Origin of the sequence: Paraburkholderia translucens (assembly GCF_020881035.1) — a bacterium.
GTDB lineage: Bacteria > Pseudomonadota > Gammaproteobacteria > Burkholderiales > Burkholderiaceae > Paraburkholderia > Paraburkholderia translucens.
Genome location: NZ_JAJITC010000005.1, coordinates 435,880 through 459,545, shown reverse-complemented (window position 1 = coordinate 459,545; position 23,666 = coordinate 435,880). Strand labels below are relative to the sequence as shown.

Genomic DNA, 23,666 nt, shown 5'->3' with positions numbered 1-23,666 from the left:
CCTGGAGGTAGTAAAAAATGAAATCGCTCGTTCAAGCTGTCGTTATCGCCGCTACCCTCGCTGCTCCGGTAGCCGTTTTCGCTCAATCGAACCAGCCGCTGACGCGCGAGCAGGTCCGCCAGGAGCTGATTCAGGTCGAAAAGGCCGGCTACAACCCGGCACGTTACAACCCGAACGAATACCCGTCGAACATTCAGGCTGCTGAAGCGCGCGTGGCTGCGCAAAACAGCGCGGTCGGCGGCGTGGCAAGCGGTTCGTCGCAGCAAGGCCGCGCAGCGCAGTAAGCTGCGTCCCGGCTGGAAAGTTGCTGTAGCTGTACCTGCTGGAGCGCTCTGCCATAGCGCTCCCGCGGCTTCCCCTGCTGGCCCGCCATCGCGATTGAATGCGATGGCGGGCCAGTTCCGTTTGGGGTGCCGCCGCGGGCTCTGTCTTAAACGGCGCCCGGGTTGATATAAGCAGTCTTCACCGTCGTATAGAACTCGCGCGCGTAGCTGCCCTGCTCGCGCGGACCGTAGCTCGACCCCTTCCTGCCGCCGAACGGTACGTGATAATCGACACCCGCCGTCGCGGTGTTGACCATCACCATGCCGGCCTGCACATGGCGGCGAAAGTGGCTCGCGTACTTCAGCGACGTCGTACAGATGCCGGCCGACAGGCCGAACTCGGTGTCGTTGGCAACCGCGAGTGCCTCCTCGTAGTCCTTGACCTTGATGACCGACGCCACCGGCCCGAACACCTCTTCGCGGTTGATGCGCATGGCCGAGGTCGTCTCGGTGACCAGCGCGGGCGCGAGGAAGTAGCCGCGCGTCGGGCCTTCGACGCGCTCGCCCCCGAACACCGTGCCGCCCTCTTCGCGCGCGATCGCCAGATAGCGCTCGTCCTGCGCCAACTGCTTATCGTCGACGACCGGGCCGATGTGCGTGCCGTCCGCAAGTGCATCGCCGACCTTCAGCGCCTGCATGCGGGTCTTCATGCCATCGATAAAGCGGTCATAGATCCCGGCGGTCACGATCAGCCGGCTCGATGCCGTGCAACGCTGGCCGGTCGAATAGAACGCGCCGTTGATGCAGGCTTCGATCGCGACATTCAGATCGGCGTCGTCGAGCACGACCATCGGGTTCTTGCCGCCCATTTCCAGCTGGAACTTCTTGCCCGATTCGAAGCACTTCGCGCCGATCGCGCGGCCTGTCGAAACGGATCCGGTAAAGCTCACCGCATCCACATCCGGCGACGTCACGAGCGCCTCGCCGACCACCGAGCCGCGTCCCATCACCAGATTGATCACGCCTGCCGGCGCGCCCGCGTCGGCGATGATCTTGACCAGCTCCCATGTGCTGGCCGGCACCAGATCGGCCGGCTTGATCACGACCGTGTTGCCGTAGGCAAGCGCCGGCGCAATTTTCCACGCCGGAATCGCGATCGGAAAATTCCACGGGGTAATCAGGCCGACCACGCCGACCGGCTCGCGCGTCATTTCGACCGTCATGCCCGGACGCACCGACGGCACCGTTTCGCCGCCGAGGCGCAGCGCTTCACCCGCGAAGAACTTGAAGATCTGCCCGGCGCGGCCCACTTCGCCGATCGCCTCGGGCAGCGTCTTGCCCTCTTCGCGGGCGAGCAACTTGCCGAGCTCCGCCTTGCGCGCGAGGATCGCGCTGCCCGCCTGGTCGAGCAGATCGAAACGCTGCTGCGGCGTGGACAACGACCACGTCGCGAAGGCCTTGCGCGCTGCGCTGATCGCGCGGTGCGTCTGCTCGGCGTCGGCCTGTGCGAACTCGCCGATCACGTCGTCGAGATTCGACGGATTGACGTTGCGCGAAACGCTGGCACCGTCGACCCACTGTCCGTCGATGTAGTTTGCAAACTGACTCATTTCCTCATTCTCCTTTCGAAAACCGCAGCGACAATCCCGTTAGGCAGCAACCAGCATGCCACGGGCCGCGAGATTGCGGTACAGCGCACGCACGCCGAACGTCCACGGTTCGATTTCCGTGGACAGGCGCACCGTGTTGGTCAGCGCGCCGAGTTGCGGCGTCGAGATCGTCACGCGATCGCCGAGGTGGTGCGTGAAGCCGGCGCCGGGCGCGTCACGATCCTTGATCGGCGAAAACATCGTGCCGAGGAACAGCATGAAGCCGTCCGGGTACTGGTGATGGCGGCCGTAAGTCTGCGCGACGAGGTCGGCCGGGTCGCGGCTGATCTCGGTCATGTGGCTCACGCCGTCGAGTACGAAGTCGTCATCCCCGCCTTCGACGCGCAGCGACACGCTCGCGGTGCGCACCGAGTCGAGCGAGAACGTGCCGTCGAACAGCCGCACGAACGGGCCGATCGCGCACGAGCCGTTGTTGTCCTTGCACTTGCCGAGCAGCAGCGCCGAGCGGCCTTCGATGTCGCGGAGGTTGACGTCGTTGCCGAGCGTCGCGCCGACGATGCGGCCGCGGCTATTCACCGCCAGCACGATCTCCGGCTCCGGGTTGTTCCACACCGACGCGGCGAGCAGACCGACGTCCGCGCCGAAGCCGACCGCCGACATGGGCTGCGACTTCGAAAACACTTCGGCATCCGGACCAATGCCGACTTCCATGTATTGCGACCACGCATCGCGCCGCTCGAGCTCGGCCTTCAGCTTCATCGCGGCTTCGGAGCCAGGCTTGATTTTCGACAGGTCGGTGCCGATCGTCGACGCGATCGTCTCACGCACTTCCTTCGCCTTCGCCGGATCGCCGCCGGCCTGCTCCTCGATCACGCGCTCGATCAGGCTCACCGCGAACGTGACGCCGCAGGCCTTGATCGCCTGCACGTCGCACGGTGCCAGCAGGCGCACGGCAGGTGCGCTCGCACCCGGCAGGTTCGCTGCGATCAGTTGCGCGACCGGCCCGAGCGATACGCCCGGCGCGCTGCGCGCGAATTGCGCGGCATCGTCGCGCTCGAACAGGTCGGCGGTCGTCGGCACGGCCGTGGTGATGTCGAACACCTCGCCGCCGCGCACGACGACCACGCACGGTCCTTCGTGCTGCTCGGTCTTGCGCCACACGCGGCCGATCAGCAACGCGTCGTTCACGTCGCCGGGAAGAAAGCTGGAAGGGGAAGTTGCGGACATGGGATGGGCTCTTTCGGATAAGTGGGAAAACGGGCAAGGCCGGGCGTCGCGTTGCATGCGAAGCCCGGCCTTGTCACCTGCATGTCAATGCGAATGCCGTGGATTGCCGCGCTCGGCGATCACCTTCAGATACAGCGTCGCCGGTTCGAGGCAGCCGCCGGTTGAAAGCTGGCCGACCGTCTTGCGATACAGCTCCTGCCACGGCGTTTGAGCGGGCGGGATCTCGAACCGCATGGTTTCGCGGCGCCGCGCGAGTTCGGCTTCGTCGACCAGCACGTTGACGCTGCGCGAATTCAGATCGACGCGGATGCGGTCGTTCGTGCGCAAAAGCGCGAGGCCGCCGCCCGCCGCCGCTTCCGGCGACATGTTCAGAATCGACGGGCTCGCGGACGTGCCGCTCTGACGGCCGTCGCCGAGCGTCGGCAGCGACGTGATGCCCTGGCGCACGAGCGCCGCCGGCGGCGCCATGTTGACGACCTCGGCGCTGCCCGGATAGCCGACCGTGCCCGTGCCGCGAATCACGAGGATGCAATGCTCGTCGATTTCGAGCGACGGGTCGTTGATGCGCGCGTGATAGTCCTCGGGACCGTCGAACACGATGGCGCGTGCTTCGAAAGTGTTTTCCGCGCCGGGCTCGCTCAGATAGGTCTTGCGGAACGCATCGCCGACCACCGACATCTTCATGATCGCGCTGTCGAAGAAGTTGCCCGACAGCACCATGAAGCCCGCACCGTGCTTGAGCGGCTCGTCGGTCGTCTTGATCACCTCGCGATCCGGCGTGGGCGCGGCGGCCGCGATTTCGCCCATCGTGCGTCCCGACACCGTCAGGCATTGCTCGTGCACGAGGCCGCCTTTCGCGAGCTCGCGCATCACCGCCGGCACGCCGCCCGCGCGATGGAAGCTCTCGCCGAGATATTCGCCGGCGGGCATGCAGTTGACGATCAGCGGCACCTGCTCGCCGACTCGCTGCCAATCTTCGAGACTCAGTTCGACGCCCATGTGACGCGCGATCGCGATCAGATGCGGCGGGCAGTTGGTCGAGGCACCGAGCGCCGAGGCGACCACGATCGCGTTTTCGAACGCTTCTTTCGTCATGATCTTCGATGGCCGCACGTCCTCGCGCACCAGATCGACGATCCGCTTGCCGGTCGCGTAGGCCATCTGGCCCCGCTCACGGTACGCGGCCGGAATGCTTGCGCAACCGGGCAGCGACATGCCGAGCGCTTCGGCGAGGCTGTTCATCGACAGCGCGGTGCCCATCGTGTTGCAGTGACCGATCGACGGGGACGACGCGGTGGTCAGCTCCATGAAGCCTTCGTAATCGATCTCGCCGGCCGCGAGCAGATTGCGCGCATGCCAGATCACAGTGCCCGAGCCGACGCGCTTGCCGTCATGCCAGCCGTCGAGCATCGGGCCGCCGGACAGCACGATCGCCGGCATGTCGACCGTGGCTGCCGCCATCAGGCAAGCAGGCGTGGTCTTGTCGCAGCCGGTAGTCAGCACGACGCCGTCGAGCGGAAAGCCGTGCAGAATTTCGACGAGGCCCAGATACGCGAGATTACGGTCGAGCGCGGCGGTCGGCCGGCGGCTCTGCTCGGCGAGCGGATGCACCGGAAACTCCATCGGAATGCCGCCCGCGTCGCGGATGCCGGCCTTCGTGCGGGCCGCGAGTTCGATGTGATGCCGGTTGCACGGCGCGAGATCGCTGCCTGTCTGCGCGATGCCGATGATCGGCCGACCCGACTGCAGCTCTTCGCGCGTCAGACCGTAGTTCATGAAACGCTCGACGTACAGCGCCGTCATATCCGCGTGCGAAGGATCGTCGAACCATTCCTGACTGCGCAGACGGCGCGGGGTGGATGCTGACATGATGCTTGTCTCTCTTTGGTGAGGGTTGCTTAGGCGTGCTCTGCCTGTTTTGCGCGCTTGTCTGCACGCGCCGTCTCGCGGCCGGAGCCGCCCGTTTCATTCGAGGCGGCCTGCGCCAGCATCGTGCGCGGCACGAGCAGGATCAGCACGCAGCTGATCAGCAGGCACGCACCGAGTGCGTAGGTGCCGTTGTTGATGTCGCCGGTCAGATCTTTCGCGACGGCGGTAATCATCGAACCGGTAAAGCCGGACAGGTTGCCGATCGCATTGATCATCGCGATGCCGGCAGCCGCCGCGGCGCCCGACAGCAGCTGTCCGGGGAACGTCCAGTAAATCGGCATCAACGCAAGGATGCCGGCGGTGGCAATCGTCAGAAACGTGATTGCCCACACCACATGATGCGCCAAAGCTGCGCTCATGATGAGCCCGACGCCGCCGATCAGCGCCGGAATGGCCGCATGCAGGCGGCGTTCACCGGTCTTCTTCGAGTGCGCGGCGTTCGCCAGCGTCGCGACGATCGCCACGCCATACGGAATCGCGGTCAAGAGGCCGATATGCAGCGGGTCATGAACGCCGGTCGCCTTGATGATCGAAGGCAGCCAGAATGCGAGTCCGTAGAAGCCGGTATTGAAGGTGAGCAAGATCGCGACCAGCAGCCATACGCGCGGATCGCGCACCGCCGAGCCGAAGCGCGCGGTCTTGTGCGCGCTTTCGCGCTGCAGATTGGCCGCGAGCAGCTTCTTCTCCTGCGCCGTGAGCCAGTTGGCGCGGTCGATGCCGTCGTCGAGCGAGAAGTAGACGACGAATGCGGTCAGCAGCGACGGCACGCCTTCGATCAGCAGCATCCACTGCCAACCCTGGTAGCCGAACAGACCCGCGGTGTGATCCATCAGCCACCCGGAAACGACGCCGCCGAGCATCAGGCTGACCGGCATCGCGATCAGGAAGCCGGACATCACGCGGCTTTGCCGCTGCGCCGGAAACCAGTAGTTCAGGTAGAGGATCACGCCGGGGAAAAAGCCGGCTTCGCAGATGCCGAGCAGAAAGCGCAGCGCATAGAACATCGTCGCTGTTTCGACGTGCGCGAAGTGCGCGAGCGGCCCGACGAACGCGAGCGCCATCGACACGAGCCCCCACGTGAACATGATCCGCGCGATCCAGAAGCGCGCGCCGTAGCGATGCAGGAACACGTTGCTCGGCACTTCGAAAATGAAGTAGCCCCAAAAGAAGGCGCTCGCGCCGATTGCGTACATCGTGTCGGACAGGCCGAGATCGTCGAGCATCTGAAGCTTCGCGAAGCCGACGTTTACGCGATCCAGATAGGCGACGACGTAGCACAGCAGCAGCACCGGCAGCAGGCGGCGCACCACCTTGCGATAGGTTTGTTCCTCGAATTCGTCGATCCGCGCGGCGGGCGCGGCCTTTGTGGACGGTACAGCGGCCATTCAAATCTCCATCAGCGGGTTTTTCGTTCGAAATGCCGTTGCGTGCGGGCCCGCGCAGCATGAGCGGCGAGCCGCGCGGCAAAGTTACCGGTAACATTTCAGGCTGTGGATGTTACGCGCGGCTCACCCGGTGGACAACCACGGGATATCCCTAAGCCGCCGGCCGACGTTTCGGCGGGCTTCAATAACCCCGCAATTTCGCGCGACGGGATGGGCGAACCGTCATTTATGCGCTGTCGCGTGCAATCACCGTGAAGTCGATCTTGACCGCTTTGCGGTGCCGCCCCTCGCCCGCGTCGCGCTCCGCGAGCGCGGCGAGCAGTGTTTCGCCGGCGCGCAGGCCGATGCCGTAGGCATCGACCGACACCGTCGTGATGCTCGGCTGACAGCACCACGACACCTCGAAGTTGCCGAAGCCAGCAACCGCGATGTCGCCCGGCACCGACAGCCCGCGCCGATGACACTCCATGATCGCGCCGAACGCCGACATGTCACTCACGCACATCACGGCCTCGGTATCGGGCCACGTGTCGAGCAATGCGCCGATGGCGGGGCCACCGTGACTCATCGTGATCGGCGAATCGCCGAGCCGGATCACGCGCGGCTCACCAAGGCCCAGCGCCTTCATTTCGGCGACGTAGCCGCGCATCCGGTCATGCCCGCGCCGATCGCGCTCGCTCGCGCCGGCGATGAAGCCGATCCGCCGATAACCGCGCTCGTGCAGATGCCGGACCATCGCCCGCGCCGCAGCCGAATTCGAAAAGCCGACCACCGTGTCGATCGGATCGCTCGGCAGGTCCCACATCTCGACGACCGGAATGCCGGCGCGCTGCAACAGCATGCGCGTCGCCTCGGTGTGCCGGCTGCCCGTCAGCGCGACGCAGCGCGGTTGATGACGCAGCATCGAGCGCACCAGCAGCTCTTCCTGTTCGAGGCGGTAGTCCGTATCGCCGAGCAGCAGTTGCAGACCATGCGGACTCAGCGCGGCATTCAGGCCGCGCACGGTGTCGGAGAAGTTCGAACTGGACAGCGACGGCACCAGCACGGCGACGAACTCCGAGCGCCCCGACGACAGCGCGCCCGCCGCCGCATCGGCGACGTAGCCGAGTTCGTCGATGACCTTCTGCACGCGTTCGCGGGTCGCCTGCGACACGTTGCGGCCCGCGAGCACGCGCGAGACGGTCATCTTCGAGACGCCCGCGCGTTCGGCGACATCGGACATGCGGGGCGGAACGGGTGGCCTGGACGTCATGATAGGAATCGGGGCGAATGCGCAAGGGTCACGGAACGCACATGATAGCGGGGCGCTCCTGACGAAGCGACCAGGGCAACGTCAGGGTTGCGTTTTGCGGCGCGTGTCGTCGCGGTGTACGGCCTGTTAGCGCTCGAAGCCCACCGTGCAGCGTGCCTGGATCTGCCCCGCCACCGGCGCGCGGAACGAAAACAGCCCGCCCGCCAGCGGCTGATGCTGCCGTTCGAGCGCGGTCAGTCCCTTCCATGCGGTCGACACATATACCGTTTGCAGATCGTCGCCGCCGAACGCGAGCTTCGTCACGTTCGCGCACGGCAACGGCACCTGACCGACCAGCGCGCCCGCGGGCGAGTACCGTTCGATGCGCCAGCCGCCGAACAACGCGACCCACACGAAGCCCTCGGCGTCGACGGCCATGCCGTCGGGATGGCCGTCGCCCGAGATCGCAGCGAAGATCCGCTTGCCCGACAGCGCGCCGTTCGCGGCGACGTCGAATGCGTAGACCACCCGGCGCATCGTGTCGTTGTGATACAGCGTGCGGCCGTCCGGGCTCATCGCCGGGCCGTTCGTGATCACGTAGTCGTCGTCCTGCGCAAGCGCCGCGCCGTCTTCGTTCACGCGATACAGCGTGCCGCTGGGCGCCGCTTCCGCATCATCCATCGAGCCGAACCACAGGCGTCCCTGCGCATCGACGAACCCATCGTTGAGCCGGTTGCCCGGCAGATGCGGTTCGACGTCGATGAGCTTGCTGAACTGCCCGCTCGCGGCATCGAAACGATGCAAGCCGCCAGGCAGTCCGCACACGAACGTGCCATCCGCGAGCGGCGCCAGAAAGCCCGGTTGGTCGGGCGCCTGCCACGTCCGCTGTTCGCCGGTCCCGACGGACAGCCGATGAATCCGGCGACCCTTGATATCGACGAAATACACGGCGTTTTCGGCGGCCTGCCAAAGCGGCCCTTCGGCGAGTTCCGCGCCGACCGCCCATACGCACACAGGGACCGGCATGCTCATTCTCCGTACCAGCCTGCGTCGACGAAGTAATCACGGCCGGAGCAGCGGGAGGCGTCGTCCGATGCGAGAAACAGCGCCATGCGCGCGACGTGCTCCGGCTCGATGCGCTGTTGCAGACACTGACTCGCGACGACCTTCGCCTCGCTCTCCGCCGATTGCCACAGCTGCATCTGCCGCGGCGTCTTCACCGCACCGGGGATGATGCAGTTCACGCGAATGCCCGCGCCACCGAGGTCGCGCGCCAGACCGCGCGTGAGCCCTTCGATGCCGGCCTTCGCGGTCATGTAGATCGCGAGGTTCGGCAGCGCCAGATGCCACGACACCGAGCCGAGATTCAGGATCACGCCGCGCCCCGCGCGACGCATGCCGTTCGCGGCGGCTTGCGCGCAGAAGAACTGGTGCCGCAGATTCACCGCGATACGGTCGTCCCAGTAGCTCGCGGTGAGCTCGCCGATTTCGTGCCGGTCGTCGTTGCCGGCGTTGTTGACGAGCACGTCGATCGGACCCGCCGCCTCGACGATCGCGGCAAACGTGCTTTCGATCGCGTCCACGCTGCGCAGGTCGCAGCGCCGGAACGTCGGCGGATGCTTCGCGTGGCGAAGCGTTTCCTGCAGCGCGAGCGAATCGTGCTCGGCGACGTCGAGAAAGAACACGCGCGCGCCCTGCTGCGCGAAGGCTTCGACCATTGCAGCGCCGATCCCGCTGCCACCGCCGGTCACGACGATCGTTTTGTCCGACAGGCTCGGATAGATTGCGTACGACATCAGATATTCCACTTGTTACGAGTAGGACCACACATAGGGCGGCACGCGTCGGCGTGCCCCACCGCTTACGCCACGATCTCGACTTCGCTCAGCATGCGCCAGTTGCGTTCGAGCGTTCGCGTCGCGGAGCCCGCGACCGTGGCCGTGCCCCTCAGATGAATGTCGCGGCTCGAACTGCCGACCAGCAGATCGAAGTCGCCCGGCTCGACGATGCGCTCGCCGCGCGCGTCGGTGAAGTTCAGCATGTCGACCGGCAGTTTCACGCGCACACGGCTCGATGCACCCGCCGCGAGCGGCACACGCGCGAACGCCTTCAACTCGCATATCGGCCGCGTAACCGACGCTTGCCGGTCGCGCACGTAGATCTGCACGATTTCGGTGCCATCGCGCGCGCCGATGTTCTCGACGGTGAAGCTCAGTTCGAGCGTGCCATTTTCGATTGGCACTTCACTGTGCGCAAGCGCGAGATCGCCGTAACGAAACCGCGTATAGCCGAGGCCGAAACCGAACGGATAGCGGCAACCGAAGTGGTACGCGATCGGCGTTCCCGCGCTCTTCAGACGATGGTTGTAGACATACGGCACGGCGCCGGCGCTCTTCGGCACCGACAGCGGCATACGGCCGCTGAAATTGGCGCGGCCCACCAGCAGATCGGCCAGCGCTTCGGCGCCACGCTCGCCCGGCGCGAACGCCATGATCTGCGCGGCGATGCGCTCTTCGAGGCCGCCGAGATTGTACGGACGGCCGCCCGTCATCACGACGACCGTCGGCGTGCCGCTATCGACCACCGCTTGCAACAACGCCTGCTGCACGCCGGGCAGATCGAGGCTGTCGGTATCGGACCCTTCGCCGACCGTGCCGGATTGGAACAGGCCCGCCAGATCGCCGACGAACACCAGCGCGACGCCCGCTTGCCGCGCCGCATCGACCGCGGCGGCGATGCCGTCGGTGTCCTTGCTGATCAGCTCGTCGCAATGCGCGTCGCCGGTCAGATCGAGCGACACGTCGCCCGGGAACACCGGTGCGCCCGCGCGGCGCTCCTTGATGATGTCGCAGCCCTGCGCGTGGATCACGCGCTCGTTGCCGAGCAGCGCGCGCAACGCACGCAGCGGCGTCGCGATCGACGCGGTGGACTGCTCGCCGCTGTTGATCAGGTGCACCGGGAAGCTATAACCGGCGAGCAGCGCGAGCGGATCGTCAGCGGTCGGGCCGATCACCGCGATCTTTTCCGCGCCGTTCGCGTTGAGCGGCAACACCTCGCCTTCATTGCGCAGCAGCACCGCCGATTCGAGCGCAACCTGATACGCGGTATCGCCCGCGGCCGCGCTTTTCACGTCGACACCTTCAGGATCGACGTACGGATTCTCGAACAGGCCGAGCTGGAACTTCACCCGCAGCACGCGCGAGACCGCCGTATCGATCGTTGCTTGGGTGATCTCGTTACGTTCGAGCGCTTCCTTCAGATGCACGGCGCACTCGTGTCCGGGCAGCTCGACGTCGAGACCGGAGTTGAACGCGAGCGCCGCGGCCGATGCGCTGTCGCGCGCCACCGCGTGGTGGCTGTACAGCAGATCCACGCCCGCGTAATCCGCAACGACGAGACCATCGAAGCCCCACTTCTCGCGCAGCGTGTCATGCAACAGCGCGCGGTCGCCATGACAGGGCACGCCGTCGACGTCGTGATAAGCCGGCATCACCGAACCGGCGTTCGCGAGCTTCACGGCCATTTCGAACGGCAACATGAACACGTCGTTCAGTTCGCGCGGTCCGACATGCACCGGCGCATGATTGCGGCCGCCTTCGCTCGCCGAATGGCCGACGAAATGCTTGAGTGTCGCCAGCAGATCGCGCTGTTCGCCTTGCAGGCCCTTCACGTAATGGCAGGCGAGCACGCCGACCAGATACGGGTCTTCGCCGAGCGTCTCCTCGGTGCGGCCCCAGCGCGGATCGCGCGACACGTCGAGCACCGGCGCGAGTCCCTGGTGGCAGCCGATCGAGCGCGCCTGCTCGCCGATGATCGTGCCGACTTCGCCGACCAGTTGCGGATTCCACGTCGCCGCATAGTTCAACGGCGACGGGAACAGCGTCGCGTCCTTGATCATCAGCCCGACGAGACACTCCTCGTGCGCCATCACCGGAATGCCGAGGCGCGTGTCCTCGATCATCTTGCGCTGCAGTTCGTTGAGCGCGCGCACGCCTTCCTTCGGATCAACCGTGTGCGTGCCGAGCGGCCGCGTAATCTGGCCGAGGCCATGCTGCAGGATCTCGTCAACCGTGATCTGGTTGGCGCTCTGCGCGAAATCGATGCTACGCGCCTTGTGATTGCCATCGGCCGACAGCTTCAGCCACGCGGCGTGAAGCTGCGCAATCTTTTCGTCGAGAGTCATGCGCGCGAGCAGATCGGCCACGCGCTCCTCCACGGCTGCTGCCGGATTGCGGTAGAGCGGGACCTCACTTTGGCGAACCAACATCGGAAACTCCTTTTTATCCTTGTGTACGAAGCGCATGAGCGCCGACAAATCCGTTCTTCTGACAGGGGCGCGACAGGGCATTGCTTCAGCCCGGCTGCCATTGCCTTTGCTTTCAGCCACCTTCCACCACTTCGCAGTCCTGCTGATCGATCGAACGCCGCGAGGATTCGAAAATCGCGGCGTTCGACCGACTACGGGCCGTGCGTTGCGTCTATCGACGCGATGCGGCGGAACCGCGCTCGCTCGCGTCGTGCAGGCGCCGCGATCGAAAGCGGATCAGTGCAGACGCGGCAGCGCGAAATCCTTGTCGTCGAAGACGTGGCACGCCTGCGGTGCAAACGCCAACTCGATGTGCTCGTCGCGCGTCACACCGCCATCGCCGGGCAGCTTGGCGATCATCGCGTTGCCGTCGCGGACTCCGCCGTTCAGATGCACGTAGCTGTGCTCGCCCATCCGTTCGACCAGACGCACGGCGCAGCGGATCGTCTGCGCGCCGGGCTGCGTCGACGGCAGGGCGAGATGTTCCGGACGGATGCCGAGCGTGACCTGCGAACCGACACGCTGCCTGCGGCCATCGACCTCGGCGCGCACGCGCTCGCCCGTCGTCAGTTCGACCTGAATGCCCTTGTCGTCGATCTCGCGGATCGTGGCCGGCAGGAAGTTCATCTTCGGCGAACCGATGAAGCCCGCGACGAAGCGGCTCTTCGGCCGGTGATACAAATCGAGCGGCGCACCGATCTGCGCGATGCTGCCGTGCTTCTCCATGTCCGCGCCGGCGTGCAGCAGCACGATCTTGTCGGCGAGCGCCATCGCTTCGATCTGGTCGTGCGTGACGTACACCGCGCTCGCGCGGCTGAACTCGCGATGCAAACGGGCGATTTCGGTGCGCGTCTGCACGCGCAACGCGGCGTCGAGGTTCGACAGCGGCTCGTCGAACAGAAACACGCCGGGCTCGCGCACGATCGCGCGGCCGATCGCCACGCGCTGGCGCTGGCCGCCGGACAGCGCGGCGGGCCGGCGTTCCAGGTAGGCGTCGAGTTGCAGCGCGGCAGCGGCGCTGCGCACCTTCTTGTCGATGATGGTCTTGTCGACTTTCGCCTGACGCAGACCGAAGGCCATGTTCTCGTACACGCTCATGTGCGGATAGAGCGCGTAGTTCTGGAACACCATCGCGACCTGGCGCTTGGCGGGTTCGACGCTGTTCATCAATTGGCCGTCGATGCGCAGTTCGCCGTCGGTGATCGATTCGAGACCGGCGATCATGCGCAGCAGCGTGGACTTGCCGCAGCCCGACGGCCCGAGGAACACGCAGAATTCGTTCTGGCCGACTTCGAGGTTGGCGTCGCGGATCACCGCGTGGCCGCTCGTATAGGACTTCTGTACGTTACTGAGGGAAATGCTTGCCATAGCGTTTTATGCGGAGTTCAGTGCACGGGCCACTGCGGCCCGTGCGATTCGAGGTGGTGTGCGGTGCCGGTCAGCCCTTGAGCGAGCCAGCCATCATTCCCTTGATCACGCGTTCCTGACCGAACGCGTAAGCAACGATCAGCGGCAGCGACGTAAGTACGAGAATCGCCAGCATCGAGGGAATGTTCGACGCGTACTGCCCCATGAAGTCCCAGATCGCGAGCGGCAGCGTACGGTGCTCGGCCGTCGACGTGAGCATGTACGCGAAGATGAATTCGTTCCACAGGCCGATGCCGTTGAAGATCGCCACAGTGGCGAGCCCCGGTGCCGAAAGCGGGAAGAAAATCCGCCAGAAGATGCGGAACGGACTGCAGCCGTCAAGCTGCGCCGCTTCTTCGAGTTCGCGCGGAATCTGACGCATGAACTCGGTCAGGATGAAGATCGAGACCGGCAGACTGAGGGCCACATAAGGGCCGAGCAGCGCGAATTGCGTATCGTAAAGACCGAGGTTGCGCGTGAGCAGATAGATCGGCACGAGCGTCGCATGCAACGGCACGATCATGCCGGCGACCACGAGACCGAACAGCGTCTTGTTCAGCGTGAAGCGCATGCGCGCGAACACGTAGGCCGCCATCGCGCTGATGATGACGATCAGCAGCACCGACACACCGACCGTGAACAGGCTGTTACGGAAATACGTGAAGAACGGCCCTTTGAGCACAGCCGCGTAATTACCCCAGTACAGCTGGCTCGGCGGCGCCCACACGGACGTCGCGAAGGTTTCTTCCTGGCTCTTGAGGCTCGACACGACCATGAAGAGGAACGGGATCGTCGTGACGGCGAGCCAGATCAGTGCCAGCAGAGGAATCCCCACGCGGGGGAAGCGAAGTTTCTTGTTCATGGTTCAGACCTCGGTTGCATAACGGCGGGTGAAGCGCATCGACACCGCCGCCACCGTGATGACGATAAGGAACATCGCCGAGCCGATGGTGCTGCCGTAGCCCAACTGGAACGAGCTGAACACCGTGCGATACATGTAAGTGGCCATCAATTCGGACGAGCCTTCGGGGCCGCCGCCGGTCATCACGAAGACCAGATCGAAGTAACGCAGCGAGCCGAGCACGGACAGGAGCACAGCCGTGCGCACCGTGCCTTGCAGGTGCGGCAGCTTGATGCGCCAGAAAATGGTCCACTCGGAAGCGCCGTCGAGGAGGGCGGCCTCGTTGACCTCGGCCGGCATCGACGAGAGACCGGCGAGGAACAGAATCATGTAGAAAGGCGCGTTCTGCCAGATGATGACGGCGATGGTCGCGCCCAGCGAAAAACGCGGGTCGCCCAGCCAGTCCTTCGCGAGGCCATCCAGCCCGAATGCCTGCAGCGCGACGTTGAGCGGACCGAAATTCGGATCGTAGATCTGCTTGAACAGCACGCCAATCGCCACGCTCGACATGAGCAGCGGCAGGAAATAGAGAACCTTCAGCACGCGTGAGCCACGGCCGGCCTTTTCAAGCAAGACGGCAAGCGCGAGCGCGATCGGAAGCTGGATGATGATCGACGCCACAGCAAGGATCACGTTGTTCTTGAGCGATTGCCAGAACACCGTGTCGTGGGCGAGTCGCTCCCAGTTGGCGAGCCCGATATAACGGGCGGTGTTGCCGAGGCCATTCCAGTCGAGCAGCGACAGCCGCAGGCTGGAGATGAGCGGATAAAGCAGGAACACGGCCAGCAGCAGCAGGGACGGCGCGAGAAACACGACCGTGACGAGCGTCTGCGACGAGAATCTCAGCCGGCGTTCGGGTGTAGCGGAAAGTGCGATATTCACGGGCTTGTATGCCGACCGGCACCTTGCGGTGCCGGCCGGACTTTTCTTTAAGACTGGAGATTAGCCGCCCTTCTTCGAAGCGGCTTGCATTTGCTGCGCAGCAGCCTCAGGCGTCAGCGACAGACCGAACAGCGCCTGCGTCGTATCCTTGTGCAATTCACCGAGGGCCGGCGGCAGTGCCTGGTCGTACCAGAGCTGCACGCTCGGAGCGGCGGCAAGCAGTTGCTGCAGACGCTGCGTGAACGGATCGTCGATCTTGACGCTATTGACCGGCGGGAGCTTGTGGTCATCCGACGCGCGAGCCTGCATCGCCTGATCGTCGGTCAGTGCCTGGATCAGCTTGAACGCTGCGTCCGGCGTCTTGCACTCGGTCGAGATGCTCAGGAAGCCGTCGCCGACCGTGCCGATCAGGTCGCGCGGATCACCCTTGCCGCCCGGCACGCTCGGGAACGGGAAGAAGTCGAGATCCTTCGAGAACGCCGGATCTTCGTTCGCGATCGTCGACGCTTCCCAGGCACCCATCAATTCCATCGCAGCCTTGCCCGAGTACAGCAGACGGCGCGAAGCGCCCGAGTCGTAATCGAGACCGTTGATGCCCGGCGCGAACGCGCCAGCCTTCACGAGTTCCTGAATGCGCTTGCCGGCTTCGACGAACGCCGGATCTTCGAAGCCCTTGCCCTTGCCTGCGAGCGCGTCCTTCACGACTTGCGGACCACCGATACGGTCGACGAGGTACATGTAGTACATCGAGCCGGTCCACTTGTTCTTGTTCGCGAGCGAGAACGCTGCAACGTTGTGCGATTTCAGCACCTCGACGACGTGCATCAGTTCGTCCCACGTCTTCGGCGGCGTGATGCCGTATTTCTTGAAGACTTCCTTGTTGTAGAAGATCACCGCGGCTGCTGCGTTTTCGGCAGCGACACCGTAGGTCTTGCCGTCGAACGTCGTGACGTCCCACGACGATTGCATGAAGCGGCTGCGGAACGCCGGATTCTTGTTCAGGTACGGCGTCAGATCGACGATCTGGCCGGATTTCACGTACTCATGCAGACCGCCACCGCCCCAGTTCTCGAACACGCACGGCGGCTGGTTCGCGCCGAAGGCGACCTTCAGCTTCGTCTTGTAGGCCTCGTTCAGCACGTGCGAATTCTCGACCTTGTAGCCTGGAACCGCCTTTTCGAAGCGGTCCGACGCGTCGCGAATGATCTTGCTCGACGATGCATTGGTCTGCTGATCCCACACCGTGATGGTGTTGGATTCCGCCGATACGGCGTTCGAAACGACTGCAGACATCGAAAAAAGCAGCGCCGTAGCGCCGATAATGGACCGTGCTTTAAACAACGCCGGGTACGCCATGTGTGTGTCCCCTCTTCTGGATTTTTAAGAAATCGTTGGAACGTTAACGTTAGCCTTAACGTTAGCGCATGTTAGGCCGAGGCGCGACGTAAGGCTATGGGGGATTTTACCTGGTGCCGGCCCGCCCTGACGCGCCTGGCAAATAACATTGATTCATTGTGGGAAATCTGAAATATCAAGGGTTCTGCTAGAATAGCGACGACATAACCGGTATCGCTAACGTTACTAGCGAGTCGACCCAGACAATGAGCTCACGCACACCTTCGACCCGCATGGCAAGGCAAACCCCCACGCTTGAGCACGTCGCCAAGCTTGCCGGGGTGTCCCAGATGACCGCGTCGCGCGCACTGAACGGCCGTCCCGGCGTCTCGCGCGAAACGCGCGACGAAGTACTGAGAATCGCGTCGGACATCGGTTATGTCGTCAACCGCACCGCGCAGAAGCTGTCGGGCGGCCGCAACGGCATCATCGGCATCATCACGCCGACCCTCGACACACAATTCTCCAGCGAGCTGATTCTGGGCGCAGGCCGCGCGGCGCGCGGCGCGGGCTGCGAGATGCTGGTCTACACGGTGTTCGACGAAGACCGCGAGACGCATCACGATCTGCTCGGTCTGATCCAGCAATTTTCCGACGGTATCCTCGCCATTCTTCCGCGCGAGTCGCTGTGCCTCGAAGCGCTGGCCACCGCGAAGGTGCCGGTCGTCGTCGTCGATCAGCGCGGCACGCTGACGGGCTTTCCGTCGGTATCGGTCGACAACTATGGCGGCGCCTGTCTCGCGGTCGAGCACCTCGTGGATCTGGGTCACAAGCGCATCGCGTTTCTGGCCGGCGACGAAACGATTGAAGGCGTGCGCGACCGGCAACGCGGCTATCACGACACGCTGGCTCGCCTTGGCCTGCCGCGTGAAGAGTCGCTGGTCGCCGCGGGCGACCTGTCGCAGATGATGGCGTTCGATGTCACCTTCGACCTGCTGAACCTCGCCGAGCCGCCCACCGCCATCTTCACGGCCAACGACCAGAGCGCGTTCGGCGTGATCGCCGCAATCCGCGAAGCGGGTCTTCGCGTGCCGGACGACATCTCCGTGATCGGCTTCGACGACATCCCGATGTCAGAGCAGTTTCACCCGGCGCTCACCACGATCCGTCAGCCGTTCCAGCAAATGGCGCGCTCGGCGGTCAACACGCTGCTCGCGCAGATCGCCGGCCTCGACGCCGCATCCCAGCGGATCACGCTGCCGGCGGAACTGGTGGTGCGCGATTCCACCGGCCCAGTCCGCACCAAACAGCGCCGCGCCCGTCACCAGATCGTTTCGACGTAAGTCGACGCGCGCACCTTCGCATCCGACGTGACGAGCGCGCCGCCGTGCTTGCGCGCGGTCGCGACGATCAACCGTTGATGCGAAGTGAGTGAGGGCGGCAGCGCGGCTGCGCGAAGCGCAATCTCGGCGTCGACCGGAATCATGCGCACACCGTCGAGCGACAGAAACGTCGACACCCAGCTGCGCGCATCCATCGACAACCCAAGGCAGCCGGTCTTCACGAATTCCGCGATTTCGAACGCGCTGATCGCGGAGATCAGGATCTCGCCGCCGGTGAGCTCCCGATCGATCGCATCGTGCGCGGCCTGGCTCAGCGCCTTTTGCCTGCCGAGCCAGCATACGAGCGCAAGCGTGTCGAGCGTGATCATCACTCGTCCTGTTCGGCAGTGACCGGCTGCAACGCGTGCTTAAGATTGAAATGCGTGATCGACGCGCGCAGCAGCTCGAGCGGATTCTCCTGCTTGCTGCGGTACGGCCGGATTTCGATGGTGGGCTGTCCGCGGTCGGTGACGACGACGGTTTCGCCCAATGCCTCGACCTGGCGAAACAACTCGCAAGCCCGGGACTTGAAAATGGCTTTAGATACTCGCTTTTCCATGACGCTCTCCACCCATCAAAATTGCAACGGTTATTTTATGTATCAGGCCGGTGCGCTCGCCTGCGAACGCTGGCGATGCGTGGCCTGACATTCGTTATCCGCCTTGCTTCGGGCGTTGTTTCCCAACTTATGGCCAGGAATTCCCTCAGGTTCTAGTTCTACTCTCGGTCACGATGTTTGCCGTGCCGTTGACCTTCAAAAAGATGCAAACACTATCAACGTTACCCTTAACGTTAGGCGATGTTAATGGCGCAGATTCCCCACCGCCATGCGGAGTTTACCTAGGGCTCCAGGCGACTCTCCGCGCCGCCCCGACAACCTCCGCAAACCAGGCCCCGTAAGGCGAAATCGGTGAGCAGGAGATTAACGGCCATTCAAAAAACCGAATGCGGGCTGGCTAACGTTGGCCTCCTCGCGTCACGCCTCGTCGTTCGGTCCAGGCGGGCCTGACGAACGCTCCGCATCGAAATGTACGATCCATGCATGCAGCGATTCGCGCGGCTTCTTCGGTCTGGCGCGCCGCTGCGGTTCGCTTTCGATAGCCGGCTGCGCGCCGTCCGCGGCGGCCCCCGTTTCGTCGCGCGGCCCGGCCTGCGGCTGCCCGGACCGTCCGCTCACGGCGGCCTCGCGATCGTCCTTCGCTGCTTTTTTCGTCATCGCGCTGTCCGCCATCAATGCCCCGTCGCTGGTCGCCATAGGTCCGTCAAACGATCGCGCCGACATCCTCGCCGACTTCAGGCCGCTCGAGGGCTACCGCCGCGCCGCTCGCATCGAACACCGTGACCGCCGCCGACGCCACCTTGATGCCCACACGCGTGCCGACCGCGTGCTGCGCGTCCTTCTTGTCGAGCTTCAACGCAATCGCGTGCCCCATGCCGTCGAGTCGCGCGTGCAAGATGGACACGTCGCCGAGATGCTCGACCAGCTCGACCCGCGCGGCGAGTCCTTCGTCGAGCGAGCCGATGCCCAGATGTTCGGCGCGCACACCGAGCGTCAGCTCGCCGCTGACCGGCTGCGCGAGCCGGCCGGGCAGCGCGATACGCTGGTTCGCGCCGTCCAGCGTCACGACGGTTTGCGCATCGCCTTGCGACACCAGCGTCGCGGCCAGCATGTTCATCTGCGGCGAGCCGATGAAGCCGCCGACGAAGCGGTTCGCCGGACGCTCATACAGATCGAGCGGCGCGCCGGCCTGCTCGATGCGGCCTTTGTTGAACACGACGATCTGCTGGCCGAGCGTCATTGCCTCGACCTGATCGTGCGTGACGTAGATCATCGTCGTGCCGAGTTCACGATGCAGCTTCGCGAGCTCGATGCGCATCTGCACACGCAGCGCCGCGTCGAGATTCGACAGCGGCTCGTCGAACAGAAACACGCGCGGCTTGCGCACGATCGCCCGTCCGATCGCGACCCGCTGGCGCTGGCCGCCCGACAGCGCCTTCGGTCTGCGCTCCAGCAGATGCGTGATCTGCAGGATCTCTGCGGCGCGGCCCACGGCCTCACGCACTTCCGCTTTCGACTTGCCCGACAGCTTCAGCGAAAAGCCCATGTTTTCCGCGACCGTCATGTGCGGGTAGAGCGCGTAGCTCTGAAACACCATCGAAATGCCGCGGTCCACGGGCTGCAGATCGTTGACCCGAACGCCGTCGATCATGATGTCGCCGCCCGTGACCGACTCGAGCCCGGCGATCATGCGCAGCATCGTCGACTTGCCGCAGCCGGACGGACCGACAAACACCGTGAACTGACCGTCCGGAATGTGCAGATCGATGCCCTGGATGACCTGCGGTCCTTCGCCGTACGTCTTCGAGACGTTGCGCAATACGAGTTCGCCCATTGATACCTCCTCCTGAATCCTTCTTGCAGACCTCGCGTGACGCTATCCCACTGCCCCACTACTGTCGCGCCACGCGAGGTTCGGTGCGCCCGACGCCGTGCGCGCGCCTCAGCGCGCGGCCGCGATGCCGGCGTGTTGTGCGATTACGTCGCGATACCACAGCGCGCTGTCCTTCAGCGTGCGCTCCTGGCTCGCGTAATCGACATAGACCATGCCGAAGCGCTTGTCGTAGCCCGACGCCCATTCGAAGTTGTCCATCAGGCTCCATGCGAAATAGCCGGCCACGTCGACGCCTCGCTGCACCGCGTCCGACAACGCGGCGAGGTGCAGGTCGTAAAAGCGCACGCGCTCGGCATCGTGCACACGGCCGTTAGCGAGCACGTCCTTCGCCGCGCAGCCGTTCTCGGTGATGTAGATCGGCGGCAGCTTGTAGTCGGCGTTGAGCTGGGTCAGCAATTCCGTGAGGCCTTGCGGATAGACTTCCCAATCCATGTCGGTGAAGCCGAGCACGCCCGGCGGACGCTTGTCGCCCGATGCGCTCGCAAAGATTCGCGTGTAGTAGTTGACGCCGAGAAAGTCCATCGGCGTGCCGATCACGTCGAAGTCGCCGCTCAGGATCACGTCCTGCGGACCGTTCTCGCCGTACCATTGCAGCGCCTCGGCCGGATATTCGCCCTTGAAGAGCGGGTCCATGTACCAACGCACGAACTTCGCGTACTCGAGCGACGCGGCGGCCTGGTCTTCGGCCGAATCCGTCGCGCCGTGCGCCGGCGACTGGTTCAGCACGATGCCGAGCGGCGCCTTCACGCCATCGGCGCGCAGTGCCTGCAACGCAAGACCGTGCGACAGCAGCAAATGGTGCGCAACGTGGGCCGCCTTCTTCAGATCGGCATTGCCGGGCGCGAAATAGCCGGTTGCGTTTCCGAGCCACGCGGTGCACCACGGCTCGTTGTGCGTCGCGATCGAGGCGACGCGATCGCCGAGCACGCTGCCGATCTTGCGGGCGTAGTCCGCGAAGCGATAAGCGGTGTCGCGGCTTTCCCAGCCGTTTTGCATGTGCTGCAGCGACAGCGGCAGATCCCAGTGATAGAGCGTCGCAAACGGCTGGATGCCGCGCTCGAGCAAACCGTCGACGAGACGCTCGTAGAACGCGAGGCCCTTGTCGTTGAATGCGCCGCGCCCGGTCGGCTGCACGCGCGGCCAGGCGATCGAGAAGCGATAAGCGTTGACGCCGAGTTCAGCCATCAGGTCGAGGTCTTCCTCGAGGAGGTGATAGTGATTGCATGCGACATCGCCGTTCTCGCCGTTCACGACCTTGCCCGGCACGTTGCAGAACGCGTCCCAGATCGACGGCCCGCGGCCGTCCTCATGCGCTGCGCCTTCAATCTGGTAGGAACTGGTGGCGACGCCCCAGACGAAGTCTTCCTTGAATCGATACGTCGACATAGATGATGTTGTCCCGAATGGTCATGCCCGTGAGGGCATGAAAATTAAAGAAAGGATCTCAGGCCTTGACCGCACCGGTCGTCAGACCGTCGATCAAACGCCGCGAGGTGAACGCAAACAGCACCAGCAGCGGCAGCACCGCGACCGCGGAACCCGCCATCACCGCGCCCCAATCCGAATTGGTCGGACTTTGCAGAATGCGCAGCGCGAGCGGCAGCGTGTACATCGACGGCGAACGCAGCACGACGAGCGCCGACAGAAAGTTGTTCCACGCCTGAATGAAGCTGATCAGCCCCAGCGTGCCGAGCGCCGGTCCGAGGAGCGGCATCACGATGCTCCAGTAGATGCGGAACTCGCCGCAGCCGTCGATGCGTGCCGCCTCGATCAGATCCGACGGAATCGCGGCGGCAACGTACTGGCGCATCAGGAACACGCCGAGCGCGGCGGCGGCGCCCGGCACGTACAGCGCGCGCGGCTGATCGATCCAGCCGAGCAGGTTCATCGTCATGAAGGTCGGAATCATGCTGAGGAACGGCGGCACCAGCATCGCGGTCAGCGCGATGGCGAACAGCGTCTTCTTGAAGCGGAACTCGTACATCGCGAACGCGTAGCCGGCCATCGACGTGACGAGCAGCGTCAGCACGGTCTGCATCGCGGCCGTATAGAAGCTCCAGCCGAGATTGCGCCAGAACGGAATGTGCCGCATCAGCGAGGCCATGTTGTCGAGAAACGCACTGCCGAACCACAGCGGCGGCGGCATGGAGAAGATCTCGGAGCTCGTGTGCGTCGCGAACACGAACATGAAGTAAAACGGCGAGAACATCAGCAGCGCGCCCGCCAGCACGATCGCGTAGCCGATATAACGGCCCTTGTTGTTCGACGATTTCATCGCTGTGTCTCCTCATTCATGCCGCTGCGGTGAAAGATGCGCGTGTTCAACCACATCAACGCGGCGATCGAAATGAACAGCAGCCATGCGATCGAACTCGCGGTGCCGAAGTCGCCGTCGTGGAACGCGGTGCGATACATATAGACGGCCGTCGTCAGACCGGACTGGCTCGTGCCCATGCCTTCGTTCGGCAGCAGGATGAACGGCTCTTCGAACAGCTGCAGCCCGCCGATGATCGAGAGCGTGACCGCGAAGAAAATCATCGGCTTGATGAGCGGAATCGTGATGCGCGTGAACTGTTGCCAGCCGTTCGCGCCGTCGATGCGCGCGGCCTCGTAGAGGTCTTTCGGAATCGTTTGCAGCGCCGACAGATAAAGTACCGTGTTCCAGCCGACATAGCGCCAGAAGATCACAAGCGATACCGCCGGTTTGACATTCTTCGGGTTATAGAGCCATTCGATCGGATGCGCGGGCACGATCCAGTGCAAACCGGGCAGCTTGCCGAGCTCGGCGATCGCGAGGTTGATCATGCCGAAGTCGGTCGAATACAGCGACGAGAAGATCAGTGCGATCGCGACGCTCGACGTGATGAACGGCAGGAAATACAGGCCCACCACGAAATTGCGCCAGCGGCGAAACGCGGTTTGCAGAAAGAACGCGAGCGGCAACGCAACCAGATGTTGCGGCACGCCGGACATGATCGCCATCGACGCGGTGTTGTACAGCGATTTCCAGTACCAAGGGTCAGTCAGCGTGAACGTGAAGTTCGACAGACCCACCCACTTCATGCTCGCGAGTCCCGCCGTCGCATCCCAGCTCTGGAACGACAGGAACAGCGAGAACAGCAGCGGAAACGCGAGGAACAGCGCGAACAGCAGAAAAAAAGGACCGAGGAACAGGTACGGCGCGAGCTTCACCGGATTGAGCCGCGAGGTTCTGCGCGGCGCGGTGAGCGGCGGGGTGGAGTTCAGCGCGTCGCTCGCTTGCGCATCGCGGGCGATATCTTCGGTCGTGGGCAGTGGAGTGTTCATCAATAGTTCCGTCCAGTCGGGCGTGGCCGGGTGGGAGTCCGGCCGCGCT

General features: G+C 64.3%; 21 protein-coding genes. 2 read left to right on the top strand and 19 right to left on the bottom strand.

Features of this window, described 5'->3' with window-relative positions:
* Positions 1–17: 17 nt before the first annotated feature.
* Positions 18–284, top strand: a complete 267-nt coding sequence (locus LJ655_RS12190; RefSeq protein WP_230561488.1) for a DUF4148 domain-containing protein — start codon at positions 18–20, stop codon at positions 282–284.
* 146 nt (positions 285–430) lie between these two features.
* Here the strand turns inward: LJ655_RS12190 and LJ655_RS12185 are convergent, their stop codons facing one another.
* The 12 genes from LJ655_RS12185 to LJ655_RS12130 all read right to left on the bottom strand — a co-directional run bounded on the left by LJ655_RS12185 (position 431) and on the right by LJ655_RS12130 (position 16,434).
* Positions 431–1,873 (bottom strand): aldehyde dehydrogenase family protein, encoded by a 1,443-nt coding sequence (locus LJ655_RS12185; RefSeq protein ID WP_230561487.1) that lies wholly within the window; start codon positions 1,871–1,873, stop codon positions 431–433.
* A 39-nt stretch (positions 1,874–1,912) separates the two neighbouring features.
* The gene (locus tag LJ655_RS12180) at positions 1,913–3,100 is read right to left on the bottom strand and encodes a fumarylacetoacetate hydrolase family protein (RefSeq protein ID WP_230561486.1); all 1,188 of its coding nucleotides are present in this window, start codon (positions 3,098–3,100) and stop codon (positions 1,913–1,915) included.
* Between the two features lie 84 nt (positions 3,101–3,184).
* Positions 3,185–4,969 (bottom strand): IlvD/Edd family dehydratase, encoded by a 1,785-nt coding sequence (locus LJ655_RS12175; protein ID WP_230561485.1) that lies wholly within the window; start codon positions 4,967–4,969, stop codon positions 3,185–3,187.
* A 29-nt stretch (positions 4,970–4,998) separates the two neighbouring features.
* Entirely contained in the window at positions 4,999–6,414 is a 1,416-nt protein-coding gene (locus tag LJ655_RS12170; RefSeq protein WP_230561484.1) for an MFS transporter, read from the bottom strand.
* A 226-nt stretch (positions 6,415–6,640) separates the two neighbouring features.
* On the bottom strand, positions 6,641–7,636 hold the full coding sequence (locus LJ655_RS12165; RefSeq protein ID WP_230561483.1) for a LacI family DNA-binding transcriptional regulator: 996 nt from the start codon (positions 7,634–7,636) through the stop codon (positions 6,641–6,643).
* A 156-nt stretch (positions 7,637–7,792) separates the two neighbouring features.
* Positions 7,793–8,677, bottom strand: coding sequence for an SMP-30/gluconolactonase/LRE family protein (locus tag LJ655_RS12160; RefSeq protein ID WP_230561482.1), 885 nt, complete (start codon positions 8,675–8,677; stop codon positions 7,793–7,795).
* On the bottom strand, positions 8,674–9,441 hold the full coding sequence (gene xylB, locus LJ655_RS12155; RefSeq protein ID WP_230561481.1) for a D-xylose 1-dehydrogenase: 768 nt from the start codon (positions 9,439–9,441) through the stop codon (positions 8,674–8,676). Before xylB ends, LJ655_RS12160 begins: the two co-directional genes overlap by 4 nt.
* A 65-nt stretch (positions 9,442–9,506) precedes the next feature.
* Positions 9,507–11,912, bottom strand: coding sequence for a glycoside hydrolase family 3 N-terminal domain-containing protein (locus tag LJ655_RS12150; RefSeq protein WP_230561480.1), 2,406 nt, complete (start codon positions 11,910–11,912; stop codon positions 9,507–9,509).
* 276 nt (positions 11,913–12,188) lie between these two features.
* Positions 12,189–13,319: an ABC transporter ATP-binding protein gene (locus LJ655_RS12145; RefSeq protein WP_230561479.1), complete on the bottom strand. Its 1,131-nt coding sequence runs from the start codon at positions 13,317–13,319 to the stop codon at positions 12,189–12,191.
* Positions 13,320–13,389: 70 nt separating this feature from the next.
* Positions 13,390–14,220, bottom strand: coding sequence for a carbohydrate ABC transporter permease (locus LJ655_RS12140; protein ID WP_230561478.1), 831 nt, complete (start codon positions 14,218–14,220; stop codon positions 13,390–13,392).
* A gap of 3 nt (positions 14,221–14,223) precedes the next feature.
* Entirely contained in the window at positions 14,224–15,141 is a 918-nt protein-coding gene (locus tag LJ655_RS12135; RefSeq protein WP_230561477.1) for a carbohydrate ABC transporter permease, read from the bottom strand.
* Positions 15,142–15,201: 60 nt separating this feature from the next.
* A complete protein-coding gene (locus LJ655_RS12130) occupies positions 15,202–16,434 on the bottom strand; it encodes an extracellular solute-binding protein (RefSeq protein ID WP_230561476.1) in 1,233 nt (410 codons plus the stop codon).
* A gap of 335 nt (positions 16,435–16,769) precedes the next feature.
* On the opposite strand from LJ655_RS12130, the gene LJ655_RS12125 reads away from it, so the two are divergent.
* The gene (locus tag LJ655_RS12125) at positions 16,770–17,819 is read left to right on the top strand and encodes a LacI family DNA-binding transcriptional regulator (RefSeq protein WP_230561475.1); all 1,050 of its coding nucleotides are present in this window, start codon (positions 16,770–16,772) and stop codon (positions 17,817–17,819) included.
* On the opposite strand, the gene LJ655_RS12120 is transcribed toward LJ655_RS12125, so the two are convergent.
* From LJ655_RS12120 to LJ655_RS12090, 7 genes are all read right to left on the bottom strand, one after another.
* Complete coding sequence (locus LJ655_RS12120; protein ID WP_230561474.1) at positions 17,798–18,187, bottom strand: type II toxin-antitoxin system VapC family toxin; 390 nt, start codon at positions 18,185–18,187, stop codon at positions 17,798–17,800. The two genes, LJ655_RS12125 and LJ655_RS12120, sit on opposite strands and share 22 nt — an antisense overlap.
* Positions 18,187–18,417 (bottom strand): type II toxin-antitoxin system Phd/YefM family antitoxin, encoded by a 231-nt coding sequence (locus LJ655_RS12115; protein WP_008921569.1) that lies wholly within the window; start codon positions 18,415–18,417, stop codon positions 18,187–18,189. Before LJ655_RS12115 ends, LJ655_RS12120 begins: the two co-directional genes overlap by 1 nt.
* Positions 18,418–18,834: 417 nt before the next feature.
* Complete coding sequence (locus tag LJ655_RS12110; protein WP_230561473.1) at positions 18,835–19,074, bottom strand: hypothetical protein; 240 nt, start codon at positions 19,072–19,074, stop codon at positions 18,835–18,837.
* A gap of 46 nt (positions 19,075–19,120) precedes the next feature.
* Positions 19,121–20,251: an ABC transporter ATP-binding protein gene (locus LJ655_RS12105; protein WP_230561472.1), complete on the bottom strand. Its 1,131-nt coding sequence runs from the start codon at positions 20,249–20,251 to the stop codon at positions 19,121–19,123.
* 108 nt (positions 20,252–20,359) lie between these two features.
* Entirely contained in the window at positions 20,360–21,697 is a 1,338-nt protein-coding gene (locus LJ655_RS12100; protein ID WP_230561471.1) for a GH1 family beta-glucosidase, read from the bottom strand.
* Between the two features lie 58 nt (positions 21,698–21,755).
* Positions 21,756–22,586, bottom strand: coding sequence for a carbohydrate ABC transporter permease (locus LJ655_RS12095; RefSeq protein WP_230561470.1), 831 nt, complete (start codon positions 22,584–22,586; stop codon positions 21,756–21,758).
* The gene (locus LJ655_RS12090; protein ID WP_230561469.1) at positions 22,583–23,617 is read right to left on the bottom strand and encodes a carbohydrate ABC transporter permease; all 1,035 of its coding nucleotides are present in this window, start codon (positions 23,615–23,617) and stop codon (positions 22,583–22,585) included. The genes LJ655_RS12095 and LJ655_RS12090 overlap by 4 nt, the downstream gene beginning before the upstream one ends.
* Positions 23,618–23,666 lie beyond the last annotated feature (49 nt).

What these genes read in the sequence shown, in the direction of transcription:
- LJ655_RS12125 (WP_230561475.1), top strand. Translation starts at nt 16,770, where the DNA reads ATGGCAAGGCAAACCCCCACGCTTGAGCACGTCGCCAAGCTTGCCGGG.
- xylB (WP_230561481.1), bottom strand. Translation starts at nt 9,441, where the DNA reads ATGTCGTACGCAATCTATCCGAGCCTGTCGGACAAAACGATCGTCGTG.
- LJ655_RS12120 (WP_230561474.1), bottom strand. Translation starts at nt 18,187, where the DNA reads ATGATCACGCTCGACACGCTTGCGCTCGTATGCTGGCTCGGCAGGCAA.
- LJ655_RS12115 (WP_008921569.1), bottom strand. Translation starts at nt 18,417, where the DNA reads ATGGAAAAGCGAGTATCTAAAGCCATTTTCAAGTCCCGGGCTTGCGAG.
- LJ655_RS12160 (WP_230561482.1), bottom strand. Translation starts at nt 8,677, where the DNA reads ATGAGCATGCCGGTCCCTGTGTGCGTATGGGCGGTCGGCGCGGAACTC.
- LJ655_RS12180 (WP_230561486.1), bottom strand. Translation starts at nt 3,100, where the DNA reads ATGTCCGCAACTTCCCCTTCCAGCTTTCTTCCCGGCGACGTGAACGAC.
- LJ655_RS12130 (WP_230561476.1), bottom strand. Translation starts at nt 16,434, where the DNA reads ATGTCTGCAGTCGTTTCGAACGCCGTATCGGCGGAATCCAACACCATC.
- LJ655_RS12165 (WP_230561483.1), bottom strand. Translation starts at nt 7,636, where the DNA reads ATGTCCGATGTCGCCGAACGCGCGGGCGTCTCGAAGATGACCGTCTCG.
- LJ655_RS12175 (WP_230561485.1), bottom strand. Translation starts at nt 4,969, where the DNA reads ATGTCAGCATCCACCCCGCGCCGTCTGCGCAGTCAGGAATGGTTCGAC.
- LJ655_RS12185 (WP_230561487.1), bottom strand. Translation starts at nt 1,873, where the DNA reads ATGAGTCAGTTTGCAAACTACATCGACGGACAGTGGGTCGACGGTGCC.
- LJ655_RS12105 (WP_230561472.1), bottom strand. Translation starts at nt 20,251, where the DNA reads ATGGGCGAACTCGTATTGCGCAACGTCTCGAAGACGTACGGCGAAGGA.
- LJ655_RS12190 (WP_230561488.1), top strand. Translation starts at nt 18, where the DNA reads ATGAAATCGCTCGTTCAAGCTGTCGTTATCGCCGCTACCCTCGCTGCT.
- LJ655_RS12095 (WP_230561470.1), bottom strand. Translation starts at nt 22,586, where the DNA reads ATGAAATCGTCGAACAACAAGGGCCGTTATATCGGCTACGCGATCGTG.
- LJ655_RS12170 (WP_230561484.1), bottom strand. Translation starts at nt 6,414, where the DNA reads ATGGCCGCTGTACCGTCCACAAAGGCCGCGCCCGCCGCGCGGATCGAC.
- LJ655_RS12110 (WP_230561473.1), bottom strand. Translation starts at nt 19,074, where the DNA reads ATGACGAAAAAAGCAGCGAAGGACGATCGCGAGGCCGCCGTGAGCGGA.
- LJ655_RS12100 (WP_230561471.1), bottom strand. Translation starts at nt 21,697, where the DNA reads ATGTCGACGTATCGATTCAAGGAAGACTTCGTCTGGGGCGTCGCCACC.
- LJ655_RS12090 (WP_230561469.1), bottom strand. Translation starts at nt 23,617, where the DNA reads ATGAACACTCCACTGCCCACGACCGAAGATATCGCCCGCGATGCGCAA.
- LJ655_RS12145 (WP_230561479.1), bottom strand. Translation starts at nt 13,319, where the DNA reads ATGGCAAGCATTTCCCTCAGTAACGTACAGAAGTCCTATACGAGCGGC.
- LJ655_RS12140 (WP_230561478.1), bottom strand. Translation starts at nt 14,220, where the DNA reads ATGAACAAGAAACTTCGCTTCCCCCGCGTGGGGATTCCTCTGCTGGCA.
- LJ655_RS12150 (WP_230561480.1), bottom strand. Translation starts at nt 11,912, where the DNA reads ATGTTGGTTCGCCAAAGTGAGGTCCCGCTCTACCGCAATCCGGCAGCA.